The sequence below is a fragment of the Shewanella sp. AC34-MNA-CIBAN-0136 genome, assembly GCF_040309945.1.
Lineage (GTDB): Bacteria > Pseudomonadota > Gammaproteobacteria > Enterobacterales > Shewanellaceae > Shewanella.
This window is the reverse complement of sequence record NZ_JBEOPJ010000012.1, coordinates 115,543-128,829: the sequence shown is the minus strand read 5'-3', so window position 1 is coordinate 128,829 and position 13,287 is coordinate 115,543. Positions and strand designations below refer to the sequence as shown.

Genomic DNA, 13,287 nt, shown 5'->3' with positions numbered 1-13,287 from the left:
GGTGTCCAACCTAATCTTAAGCGTGTGGTTTCGGATGACTCACCACTTCAGGAAGGATCTCATCTGATTCGAGCCTGAAAGGCTGAACATTATCAGGTAGTTTACTTTCAGTAATTTCAACAATGCTTGAACGATTCATGGTCACTTTAAAGCGAGCATATTCAGGTTGTTGCTTTCCGTCACGTAACACCGCAACCAAATTGACTTGATAACGACGTTCTACAGACTCATTACTAATATTACCTTCACTTTCTGAGTATATTTTAGCTTTTCCTCGCTCTAAATGGCGGGCAAAAGGCACTAAACTGAAGTTCACTTGTTCTTGAATTTGTGAATAATCAGCCTCAAAAGGCTTATTTGCCACCTTAGTCGCAATACGATAATGCAGTACTTCCGAATCCACTTTATTCTGGCTGTGGCGTTGCCTCATAATATCTGCCACCGTTTTGGGAATATCTTGGCTGCGCATGAATTCGAGCCAAACTAACTGCTTAGCCACCACGGTTTGAGTCGTGGTATCCCGTAAAATACGGCTCCATCTTGGACGACCGCGTTGGATAAGCCGCCACATCGCATTACGAAAATCCTCTTTAAAGATTTCCCTGAAACCATAAATAACCGCTAACGTCAGCAACAAGGTCAAGGTTAAGCCATTAAAGAAACCTTGGGCTTTTATAATCAATGCCGATACCACCAACATCACCAACCCAGTGGCGACGCCAGTAACAAATTTCTTTAACCCTACTCCAAGCGGTTTTAATTCTTCTTTTAATACTACGCCTTGTTGAATGAGTCGACGCAATAGCAACATCTTATTTGAAATACGGTTAGCGTCTTGCTGGGTTTGCATAGAGTTATATTTGCATACTTGCTCGCGGTAGTGATTCTCGTTACGGCATAAATTGAGCACTTTTTCTTTAACATCACTATAGTCAGCACTTCTAGGACTACGTGCCAATGTCTTTAATAACTGCTGCTCACAAAACCAAGACAAGTAATTATCGGCATGCTCAAAATAAGATTTCCACTTAGGATCATTCGGTTCATTGCGTCGAAACTTTTTCAATAGTTGCGCAACCACATCACAAAGCTCATCTAAAGCAGGATAAAATTCATTTAATTCTAGTTTTTGGTGCAACTCTTTAACGTCAGTTTCAATGGCGACAGCAAATTGATAAGCGAATAAATTGAGGTATAAACGAAACTCTTCTAAGGTGCGTTTATTTAAACTGACGAAACGGGACTGAACTAAGGGTAAATGCAGCCCTTTAGAATAATAAGAACGACGCCCAAGAATACTACTGTGATAATAATCCTCTTCATCTAAGGTATGCGAACCAATACCCATTTCTGTTGGCAAATAAAAATACAGATCAAATACCCGTTGATCACCAGGGCCCATTTGATGACTGAACTTTATTGATAACGCTTCTTCTTGTTTTACTTTAACTTTTGCCACTATATATTTCACACACCTTTTAAAATTGACACATAACTACTATACCGCAATGGGAATATTAAGCTAAAAGTTAATTTTTTCAATCAAAATCAATCGGAAGTATTGGCTGATAGTAACTGACAGGACCAGATGTTATTACTTGGCAGAAATTTTAACGTTGCTCTCGTCAATGTATTATCTAAGTCAATTACCTGAATCTGCTGAGATACGCTAGAACCAGCCATTAAGTGGTGAGCAGAAACACCATATTCATTTCGTAAATATGGTTGCAGCCGACTGTTTTGTTGCCAACTGATAGGTTGCAGTGTTAACGCTAAATGATAAGTAAATGAGCCAATATCAACATGTTTAACCTTACCTAATAGTTGAGCAATTTCGGTAACGTCGGTTGCGGACTCGAGTTTATAAGTCAGCTGAGCTTGATGGTGATCAATATCTAGCATTAACCATAAATTGCTTTTATCAACCGTTAACGACGACTCTCCTTGTTGACTGAAATAACCATCGGCATGGCAATTGAAATACCAAACATTATGGGTATTTGCAATGCGATTAAGCACACTGGTAGCAATGAATATAATGAATAGAAAACTTAATACAAAAAAAAGTTTGCCGCGTTTTGACTGTAGTAATCGGCGTATTTTAATATGTAATAATAGGGTTCTTAATCTAGCCACAAATGTGTACCTTTTGTAGCCATTGCTGGGTGATAAATGGCGTACCCATATTATCGATACTGACTTTGATACTATTAATTAATGGTGTCGCTTCACTGGAGTCGGTTAAAGTGAAACTCATATAATCTTGATTGGCCGACAAAGCAACGTGAATGGAATCCCAGCGAATATTGTGACAAAGGCGTAGTTGCGATGATAAGCAGTCCGCATGCAAAATGGCATCTTGCTGATTATTATTGCCAAACACAAACAACTGAACAATACGTCCATCAGGGCTTAGCACTTGTCGCAATACATCGGCTTGAGCAAACTCTGGAGGGTTAAGCTTAGAGTAAACAAATAATAATACACATAGTAGAATAACAATAATAAACAGATACTGACCTAAAGATAATAGCCGTTCAGGTAATTCCAAGATTTTAGTACGCTTAGCGGTTGCAGTTGAATATAAAATCACCCCCTGTTCAGGTACATATTCAATAAGGTTGGTATGGCGCTTACACATGTAATTAATAATTTTGCCGATAATATCGAGTAGTTCAGCATGAGATAATTGATGAGGACAGTCGCCTGAAATGGCCACTGTTTCAAGCATAGATAAGGGAACGACTTGACCACGATGCAGGACTAACTGGCTCAGAATCCAATACTCGTGATCATTTAAATGCCACTGGGCTGCCGTGGTCTGATCGACCAACAAACGTTGTGTATTGTCGAACCAACAACATCCTATTTGCATCGCCCTGTCTCAGTGTATCGACTGATTCAAAAAGTATACTCTCAAAGTGAGAGTTTAATGGATGTTAAGCCAGCTATCCTCCGGATAATATTGCTAATTCGTGAACCAGTCCGCGAATATAGCGATTATTTGCGCAAGGTATAATTGCATGATATTGAATATAGAAATTGCTAATTAATCTTATTGTTAATTCATATTATTGTTAATTCATATTATTATTGATTCATATTATTGTTGATTCGCCCAGGTTTAAAATGGGAAAGGTTAAGACCATGGTCAATACAGAGCTAATATTATTGCTGGTGATCGCGCTGGCAATAGCAGAAATTGAGCCATCAATAGCAAGCTGATTAAAAGTAAAATCAACCTAATTAGCGATGAATAACGGTTGGATGTATATTGACAAGCGAGTGGATGCCTTAGTGTACTACCGATTGAATAAGTAAGTTACGGCTTCACAATGGCTCAATAGTCAGTGTTTTTGGTATATAGGTAAGACAATATTACAGCTAACAGCCCATAAAAAAAGCTGGCAAAGCCAGCTTTCTGTTACTTACACTCAAGTGAACTAGGCTTTAGATTAGTCACTTAAAATGCGTAAAGTAATGTCATGTTTGTTTCAGTATCAGTGCTTTCTTTGTCATCAAGCGGTTCACTGTTATAACGCACAATAACGGCAAATTTCATCGCTAGAGCACCTACGATATTGGCAGTTAATGAAGTTTCAGAACGCGCATCTAATTTACTACCCCAATCGGCAATAAATTTCTGTTGGAACTTAGATGAATCACTGATCTTGGTTTGGAAATCAATCACCGCGTGAGCAACAACGCTGTCGTCGCTATCATAACCTTCTGCCAGTGCTGATTCTTCATCAAGTTGTTGGTAAATATAACCAGGACCCGCCTCCGCTTTTAAAGACATTCTGTCGGTATCAATAAAACGGTAACCATAACCAGCTGACGTCGTTGAAGTGAAATCATAACCAGTGAATGGATCAACTTCATAGTTAGTGTTAGCAAACAAATAGCTCAAATCATTAATTTGATAGTCACCTTGCACACCAAGAAAATAACGCTTTGCAGTCACTTCTTCGGTATCTTCTTTGTATAATCCTTCAAACACATACTCGTTTTCCCAGTCACCTAATTCTTGTTTCAACGCTAGGCGCGCTTTAAACGAAGAAGTATCGGTATTACCTGTGGTTAAAGTCGCACCTAATTCTGCTTCACCAGCAAGAGTGGCATCACCTTCAACAAACTCACTTCCAGCATGTGCTGCAAATGGCATGGTTAGTGTAATAGCTGCAGTAAGTAGCAGTTTTTTCATGTCATTTCGTCCTTTATTTACGATTTACAAAATCTAATGGGGGGTCATGCGCTTAAAATTCCCACGCATACTAACACTTTGATTGCAGAATTGAAAAATAGTCATCCCCTTAAGCGTTAAGCAACAAGGCTCTTAGCCTGCCAACGGCCACTGCGCCAACGCCACAACATCGCCAACCCTCTAACCCACTCATCAAGCGCTAAGGCAGCCCAAATACCCAATAAACCATACTCTAAATGGATCCCGAGATAATAAGCACCTGGTACCGCGATACACCACATTGAAAATAAGCCCATAAAAAACGGAAACTTGGCATCACCGCTAGCTCTTAACGCATTAATCACCACTAAATTAAAAGTTCTACCGGGCTCCATAACTAACGTGAGTACAAATAATTGCCCCACAAGGACAATAATGTCCTGTTCATCAGTAAACAGACCGACAAGGTTAGGTCCCCATATTGCAACGAATAAAGCCACAACACTGGTAACAATCAAACCCAATTTTAATGCGCGATACATTTGATGCTCTGCAGCTTTTAATTGCTTAGCCCCCACCATATGACCAATAATAATTTCGTTACCTATGCCTATCGATAGCCCGAACAATAAGATAAACATACAAATTTGAAAATATAATGACTGCGCCGCTAAGGCTTTATCACCCATTAAGCCAACAAAAGAAGTGACGACCATAAATTGCAGCATCCACGAGACGTTTTCGCCGGCGGCAGGTAAACCAATGTGAAACACTTTTTTTAGCATGACTTTATCTGGACGCAAAATACTCGGAATGTGTAATGGTATTTTGGTATAGCGTACAAACAACACCATCATAATGCTCACACCCACTAGTCGCCCAACAACAGTACTAATCGCAACCCCTGCTACACCCATTTGTGGCAAACCAAACCAACCATAGAGCAATAATAAGTTGCCGATAAAGGTGATCACATTCATCGATAATGTTACCCACATAGCTTGCTGGGTAAAACCATGAGCCCGCATTCCGGCCGCTAAGCACATGGCCATCGCTTCGGGAATTAAACACAAACCGACAATTTGTAAATACAATTTACCATCGGCCATAAGCTCCGCAGGTAAGTTCATTAGATTCAACATCATGGTTGAGCCGGTTAAAATACCTACCGCTGCGACCAAACCAACTAAAAAATTGAATCCGATAGATGAATACACTACGGCACTGGCTGCAGCTTTATTATTAGCCCCTAAATACTGAGTAATGACAACACTAGCGCCAATACTGACGAAACTAAATAACGTAATGGCCAGTTCAAACACCATATTACCAACCGACAGCGCCGCCACACCTTGATACGACACATGGCTTATCATAAAAGTATTAATTGCTGCCGTTAAAAAGTGCAAAGCAAAGTCGACGAACAATGGCCAGGTCAGTGAAAATAAGGATAAAGGTGCATTCGGCTTAACAAGCATATAATGAGTTCAACTATTAAAGATGGCTAACGGAATAAGGTTATATCAATAAATGATGACGTTTTTGCGCCAATTTTTAAGGCGAGGATGATGCTAGATAGCGTTTAAAAAAACAACGTTTTTCGTTATTAATTTACAAAAAAATCAGCTCATTCAAAAAATGAGCTGATTTGCTGTTTTAACGTAAAAAAGGTTTACATGATTTTAGGGTCAAGTTCACCAGATTGATAAGCTTTATACATTGCTTGTAGTGACTTAGGCTTAATTTTAGAGGCCATACCCGCACAACCAAATGCTTCATAACGAGTCGTACAAATGTCAGCCATCGCTTCCATTGATGCTTTTAAGAATTTACGAGGATCAAATTCAGCAGGATGTTCAGCTAAGAATTTACGCACTGCACCCGTTGATGCCAAACGTAAATCGGTATCAATGTTCACTTTACGCACACCGTGCTTAATACCTTCAACGATTTCTTCTAATGGTACGCCGTAAGTTTCTGGAATTTCACCACCATACTGGTTGATGATTTTCAGCCACTCTTGCGGTACAGAAGATGAACCGTGCATCACTAAATGCGTGTTAGGGATACGCGCATGAATTTCTTTAATACGGTCTATACGTAATACATCACCAGTAGGTTTACGACTAAACTTATAAGCTCCATGGCTGGTACCAATCGCAATAGCTAATGCATCAACATGAGTATCGGCAACAAAACGCGCTGCTTCTTCTGGAGTTGTTAGCATTTGGTCCATGCTGAGAATACCCGCAGCACCCACACCATCTTCTTCGCCTGCTTGGCCAGTTTCTAAACTGCCTAAACAACCGATTTCACCTTCAACTGACACACCACATGCATGAGCAAAAGCCACAGTACGACGAGTCACATCCACGTTATACTCGTATGACGCGGGTGTTTTACCATCGGCCATTAACGAGCCATCCATCATTACTGATGACATACCTAACTGGATTGAGCGCTGACAAATGTCAGGATCAGTACCGTGGTCTTGATGAATACAAACCGGAATATCTGGATACTGCTCAAGCGCAGCAGCCATAAGATATTTTAAAAACTGTGGGCGAGCATATTTACGTGCACCAGCAGATGCTTGCACAATAACAGGGCTGTCAGTTGCTTCAGCCGCTTGCATAATTGCACGCATTTGTTCAAGGTTGTTCACGTTAAATGCAGGGACGCCATAACCATGCTCTGCAGCATGATCAAGCAGTTGTCGTAGAGAGATAAGAGCCATTTTGTTCTCCATTAATAGGGTGATTACTCACCTAGGTCGCTATCGTTTGGACGGATTTTAAACTCTGGCACAACCTACATCCTGTAGGTTATGACAGAGCATTTTTTTATAATAATTATTATTAGGTTTTACGGTACAAATACTTGATATGTGATCTAAGCGCCACGCTTTTCAAGCATTGCTACAGCGGGTAATTCTTTACCTTCTAAAAACTCAAGGAAAGCACCACCGCCGGTTGAAATATAAGACACTTTGTCAGCAATGTTATACTTATCGACTGCCGCTAGCGTGTCACCACCGCCAGCAATAGAAAACGCTTTAGAATTAGCAATGGCTTGGGCAATACGCTTAGTACCTTCGCCGAATTGATCAAACTCAAACACGCCAACAGGACCATTCCAGACGATCGTTCCTGCTTGTTCAATAATTTTAGCCAGTGCTTCTGCGCTATCTGGGCCGATATCAAAAATCATATCGCTGTCGGTCACGTCTGCTACTGACTTTAATGTTGCAGTTGCAGTTGGGCTAAATTCGCTTGCTACAACAACATCTGTTGGTACAGGAATATCACCACCACGGCTTCTCGCATTTGCCACAAGACGCTTTGCTTCTTCCACTAAATCAGCTTCATACAATGATTTACCGACGTTATAACCCGCAGCTGCGATAAAGGTATTGGCAATACCGCCACCCACAACAAGCTGGTCAACCTTAGTTGATAGGCTTTCAAGCACAGTTAATTTAGTCGACACTTTAGAACCACCTACTATCGCCACCATTGGACGAGCAGGGTTATCAAGCGCTTTGCCTAATGCATCTAATTCTTGCGACAATAATGGCCCAGCACAAGCAATAGGAGCATAAACACCTACACCATGAGTCGATGCTTGGGCACGATGAGCCGTACCAAATGCGTCCATTACATACACATCACATAATGCTGCCATTTTTTTAGACAGAGCTTCATCGTTTTTACCTTCGCCAATATTAAAGCGAACGTTTTCAAATACCACAACTTCGCCAACATTCACGTCAACGCCATCAAGATAATCACTCACTAAGCGCACTGGGCAGTCTAACGCTTTAGCTAAATAATCGACTACCGGCTGCATTGAATATTCAGCGTTAAACTCGCCTTCTGTTGGGCGGCCTAAATGAGACATCACCATTACGGCAGCGCCTTTTTTTAATGCGAGTTGAATGGTAGGTAATGATGCGCGTAAACGTGCATCACTTGTTACAACACCGTCGCTGACAGGTACGTTTAAATCTTCACGAATAAGCACACGCTTATTTTGTAGATCTAAATCTGTCATGTTAATAATTGCCATAATTAGCAGTTCCTTTTTAAGTTAATACAAAGTCTTGCTGCGCAACCGGCTTAACCCATTGCGACATAATCTGTTGATATTATCGATCTAACTTTACTTGAATCATCGCTAAGCTAGTATCCAGCATGCGGTTGGCAAAACCCCATTCGTTGTCGCACCATAATAATAATTTGACCAAGTGGCCAGCACTGACACGCGTTTGGGTTCCGTCTACAATACTTGAACGTGGATCGTGGTTAAAATCACACGATACCAGAGGCTCGTCAGTATAGCCTAAAATACCATTAAAACTGCCGTTTGACGCAAGTTGTAACACACGGTTAATTTGCTCAATATTGACCTTTTTCTCTAGCGTGACAGACAGGTCGATCGCGGTCACATTTATGGTTGGCACCCTAACAGAAATCGCTTCAAACTTATCTTTCATGTGCGGCAAAATACGCTCAATGCCTCGCGCTAATTTTGTGTCTACCGGAATAATAGATTGACCAGCAGCACGAGTTCGACGTAAATCATCATGATAAGCATCGATCACTTGTTGATCGTTCATCGCCGAGTGAATAGTGGTAATGGCGCCACTCTTGACTTCAAAATGTTTATCCAATACATCGATAACCGGAACAATACAATTGGTAGTGCAAGATGCGTTAGAAATAACGGTATGCTCTGCGCGCAACAAATCATGATTAACACCATATACAATGGTCTCATCAACATCTGCAGAAGAAGGATGGCTTATCAGCACTTGCTTAGCACCTGCATGAATATGTGCTTCGCAAGCTTGACGATCAATTAAGCTGCCGGTGGCTTCATAAACGATATCGATATCAAGTTCAGCCCAAGGCAATAAATTAGCATCGGGTTGATTGAGTAACAAAATGCTGTCATCACCAATAAGCAACTGATCACCATTTAGCTTAACGGTATGCTTGAAACGACCATGAGTCGTGTCATATTGAGTTAAATGACATATGGCTTCTGGCTTTGCCAACTCATTGATCGCCACAATTTGGATTTGTTGACGTTTTCCAGATTCGTACAATGCACGAAGTATTGAGCGGCCAATCCGGCCATAACCATTAATTGCAACTCGAATCATTTAGGGTCCAGAGTAATTATCCGAAGCACTTATTATTCAACAAATTATGATAAAAACATCTATTAATAAGTGACTTAGCATATATTATTTCACGTGAATTAAAGAGATAAAAAAACGGCCTACAATAGTATTGCAGGCCGTTATTATACAGATTAAACACCTAATAGATAAGTGTTTAATCTCAGATGATTATCCTAAAGATTGGACAGTTTTTACTACATTATCAACAGTGAAGCCGAAATGTTTAAGTAAATCACCACCAGGAGCAGACTCACCAAAGGTGGTCATACCCACTACAGCACCATCAAAACCAATATATTTGTACCAGAAGTCAGTATGTGCCGCTTCAACCGCAACACGTTTAGTGACACCTTTTGGTAGTACAGATTCTTTGTAAGCAGCATCTTGCTTATCAAACTCAGTCGTAGAAGGCATAGAAACTACCCGCACTTTTTGACCTAGTTTGGTGAGCTCTGCGGCAGAATCCATCGCCAACTGCACTTCTGAACCTGTGGCAATCAAAATCACATCAGCAGTGCCTTGGCAATCAGACAGTACATAACCACCTTTAGCTACGTTAGCTAATTGCTCAGCAGTACGCGCTTGTGCCTTAAGACCCTGACGGCTAAAGATTAATGAAGTTGGTGCATCACGACGTTCAATCGCCGCCTTCCAAGATACTGCCGTTTCCGCAGCATCACATGGACGCCAAACAGCCATATTAGGCGTTAAACGTAAGTTAGCTAATTGCTCAACCGGTTGGTGAGTTGGGCCATCTTCGCCTTGACCGATTGAATCATGGGTATAAACGAAAATGTTTTGAATGCCCATTAATGCTGACATACGTACCGCGTTACGTGCGTACTCCATGAACATCATGAAAGTTGCGCCATAGTTAATAAAACCACCATGTAACGACGCGCCGTTCATAATACCGCTCATACCGAATTCACGTACACCGTAATAGATGTAGTTACCGGCAGGATCGTCTTGAATACCTTTTGAACCAGACCAAAGCGTTAAATTAGAACCGGCTAAGTCAGCGCTACCGCCAAGTAATTCAGGCAACATAGCACCAAAGAAACCAATTGAATTTTGAGACGCTTTACGACTCGCAATACCTTCGGCTTTATCTTGGCTTTCTTGGATAAAGGCTTGTGCTTTTGCTTCAAAATCTGCAGGTAAGTCACCTTTTAATACGCGACGTTCATATTCTGCAGCCAGTTCAGGGAACGCAACTTGGTAAGCAGCAAACTTGTCATTCCATAATGACTCGTTAGCAACACCTTTATGTTTAGCATCCCAACCAGCATACACATCAGATGGGATTTCAAAAGGAGCGTGTGGCCAGTTTAAGAACTCACGAGCTGCTGCAATTTCAGCATCACCTAATGGTGCACCATGACAATCATGGCTACCCGACTTGTTAGGCGAACCAAAACCAATAATGGTTTTACAGCAAATCATCGATGGCTTATCTGTTACAGATTTAGCTTGTTCAATCGCGGCGCGGATAGCATCAGGATTATGACCATCTACATCGGCAATAACGTGCCAGCCATAGGCTTCAAAACGCTTAGGAGTGTCATCAGTGAACCAGCCTTCAACATGACCATCGATAGAAATACCGTTGTCATCCCAAAATGCGACTAACTTTCCAAGGCCTAATGTTCCGGCTAATGAACTGACTTCGTGAGAAATACCTTCCATTAAACAGCCATCACCTAAGAAACAGTAGGTGAAGTGATCGACGATGTCGTGGCCTGGACGGTTAAACTGAGCCGCCAAGGTTTTTTCCGCAATAGCCATACCAACAGCATTACTCAAACCAGCGCCTAAAGGACCGGTTGTAGTTTCAACACCAGGGGTATAACCATATTCAGGATGACCAGGCGTTTTTGAATGCAGCTGACGGAATTGCTTTAGCTCTTCAATAGGCAATTCATAGCCAGTTAAATGCAATAAAGAATATATAAGCATAGAGCCATGACCGTTTGACAGAACAAAACGATCGCGATCGACCCAGTTAGGATTAGTTGGATTGTGCTTTAGAAAATCATTCCATAGCACTTCGGCGATATCTGCCATCCCCATTGGGGCACCTGGATGACCAGAGTTAGCTTTTTGAACCGCATCCATACTTAGGGCGCGAATAGCGTTAGCGAGTACTTTACGAGATGACATGCTCTCTCCTGCTTGTTTGTAAGGTCTAACGGGCAATTGTGAAGCCATATTTTCCCCTACAAGGCGATGTGACGCAAATTAAAATTTTTCGGGTTTCTTTTTAACCGTTAAATAAACGGTGATTTCATACAATGCCAATAAATAAACATCGTAAATACAGCATCAAATGGTCAGCATGACCATAACATGAGATAAATACAGAGTAATTATTTATTGCCACTTGTAAATAAAAAGTATCGTGATTGGCAGAGCTATGGCTCTGATTAGGCAATATAATCTCTAATCTATCAAAAACATTGTCTATTTTTATGATAAATACACCGCGCAAGTCGATGAGCATTTAAATAAAGCAATATGAATCAAACACTTGATTTTTCACCAGTATAAACATATCTATGATTAACAAAAAAATTATGCTCCATTGCACAATTCTCCAGTTAAATTCGTACAAAGGGGTGTTATCAAATTAGATTTCGACTAAAATAGACGTCTAGACGTATATTCAAATGCAACCAACGAGATTCTCCTATTATGGCAAAGCACTTGTTTACCTCTGAGTCTGTCTCAGAAGGTCATCCAGATAAAATCGCCGATCAGATTTCTGATGCGGTATTAGACGCAATACTTGAGCAAGATCCAAAGGCTCGTGTTGCGTGCGAAACGTATGTCAAAACCGGTATGGTATTAGTGGGCGGTGAAGTCACCACTTCTGCTTGGGTAGACATTGAAGAAATTACCCGTAAAACCGTACGCGAAATCGGTTACACCAATTCAGATATGGGTTTTGATGCTGATTCATGTGCGGTACTTAATGCCATAGGCAAACAGTCACCAGACATCAATCAAGGTGTTGATCGTTCAGACCCTGCAGAGCAAGGTGCTGGTGATCAGGGTTTAATGTTTGGTTATGCCAGCAATGAAACTGATGTATTAATGCCTGCACCGATTACTTACGCGCACAAATTAGTTAAGCGTCAGTCTGAAGTACGCAAAGACGGCACACTACCTTGGTTACGCCCAGATGCTAAAAGCCAGGTAACGTTTGCTTATGATGATGGCAAAATCATCGGTATTGATGCGATTGTATTATCTACTCAACATCGTGAAGACGTGAGTCAAGCTGATTTAATTGAAGCGGTAATGGAAACTATCATCAAGCCGGTATTACCTGCTCAATGGTTAAACAAAGACACTAAATACTTTATCAACCCTACTGGTCGCTTTGTGATTGGTGGCCCTGTTGGTGATTGTGGTTTAACAGGTCGTAAAATTATTGTAGATACCTACGGCGGTATGGCTCGTCACGGTGGTGGTGCTTTCTCTGGTAAAGACCCATCAAAAGTAGACCGTAGCGCGGCTTATGCTGCACGTTATGTAGCTAAAAATATCGTTGCTGCTGGTTTAGCTGACCGTTGTGAGCTACAAGTGTCATATGCTATTGGTGTTGCAGAGCCAACGTCTATTAGTATTGAAACATTCGGTACCGGTAAAGTATCAGAAGAAGTATTGATTAAATTAATACGCCAACACTTCGAATTACGTCCATACGGCTTAACAGCAATGCTAGATTTGGCACGCCCAATCTATCAGCAAACTGCTGCTTATGGCCACTTTGGCCGAGATATCTTCCCTTGGGAAGCGACTGATAAAGCTGAAGCACTTCGTGCAGATGCAGGTTTATAATCAGCCAGCATAATTATCGTCTTAAGCTAGTGTCTGTATTAAGCTAACACGATAAAAAATAAAACCGCCA

The 13,287-nt window shown here is 41.2% G+C and carries 10 protein-coding genes; 1 reads left to right on the top strand and 9 read right to left on the bottom strand.

Annotated features, from left to right (window positions below; all coding sequences use genetic code 11):
• Positions 1-16: 16 nt before the first annotated feature.
• The 9 genes from AAEY94_RS13495 to tkt all read right to left on the bottom strand — a co-directional run bounded on the left by AAEY94_RS13495 (position 17) and on the right by tkt (position 11,534).
• Positions 17-1,459 carry a hypothetical protein gene (locus tag AAEY94_RS13495; protein ID WP_101085333.1) on the bottom strand — a complete coding sequence of 481 codons (1,443 nt, stop codon included), beginning with the start codon at positions 1,457-1,459 and terminating at the stop codon, positions 17-19.
• Between the two features lie 89 nt (positions 1,460-1,548).
• Positions 1,549-2,136: a hypothetical protein gene (locus AAEY94_RS13490; RefSeq protein WP_350979036.1), complete on the bottom strand. Its 588-nt coding sequence runs from the start codon at positions 2,134-2,136 to the stop codon at positions 1,549-1,551.
• Positions 2,129-2,875: a hypothetical protein gene (locus AAEY94_RS13485; protein ID WP_350979035.1), complete on the bottom strand. Its 747-nt coding sequence runs from the start codon at positions 2,873-2,875 to the stop codon at positions 2,129-2,131. The genes AAEY94_RS13490 and AAEY94_RS13485 overlap by 8 nt, the downstream gene beginning before the upstream one ends.
• A gap of 588 nt (positions 2,876-3,463) precedes the next feature.
• Entirely contained in the window at positions 3,464-4,204 is a 741-nt protein-coding gene (locus AAEY94_RS13480) for a DUF481 domain-containing protein (RefSeq protein WP_101085330.1), read from the bottom strand.
• 116 nt (positions 4,205-4,320) lie between these two features.
• Entirely contained in the window at positions 4,321-5,661 is a 1,341-nt protein-coding gene (locus AAEY94_RS13475; RefSeq protein ID WP_162023822.1) for an MATE family efflux transporter, read from the bottom strand.
• 194 nt (positions 5,662-5,855) lie between these two features.
• The gene (gene fba / locus AAEY94_RS13470) at positions 5,856-6,920 is read right to left on the bottom strand and encodes a class II fructose-bisphosphate aldolase (protein ID WP_101085328.1); all 1,065 of its coding nucleotides are present in this window, start codon (positions 6,918-6,920) and stop codon (positions 5,856-5,858) included.
• Positions 6,921-7,075: 155 nt separating this feature from the next.
• Positions 7,076-8,251: a phosphoglycerate kinase gene (locus tag AAEY94_RS13465; RefSeq protein WP_101085327.1), complete on the bottom strand. Its 1,176-nt coding sequence runs from the start codon at positions 8,249-8,251 to the stop codon at positions 7,076-7,078.
• Positions 8,252-8,330: 79 nt separating this feature from the next.
• Positions 8,331-9,350, bottom strand: coding sequence for an erythrose-4-phosphate dehydrogenase (epd, locus tag AAEY94_RS13460; protein ID WP_350979034.1), 1,020 nt, complete (start codon positions 9,348-9,350; stop codon positions 8,331-8,333).
• A gap of 189 nt (positions 9,351-9,539) precedes the next feature.
• Positions 9,540-11,534 carry a transketolase gene (tkt, locus tag AAEY94_RS13455; RefSeq protein WP_101085325.1) on the bottom strand — a complete coding sequence of 665 codons (1,995 nt, stop codon included), beginning with the start codon at positions 11,532-11,534 and terminating at the stop codon, positions 9,540-9,542.
• A gap of 531 nt (positions 11,535-12,065) precedes the next feature.
• On the opposite strand from tkt, the gene metK reads away from it, so the two are divergent.
• Complete coding sequence (gene metK / locus AAEY94_RS13450; RefSeq protein ID WP_162023823.1) at positions 12,066-13,217, top strand: methionine adenosyltransferase; 1,152 nt, start codon at positions 12,066-12,068, stop codon at positions 13,215-13,217.
• Positions 13,218-13,287 lie beyond the last annotated feature (70 nt).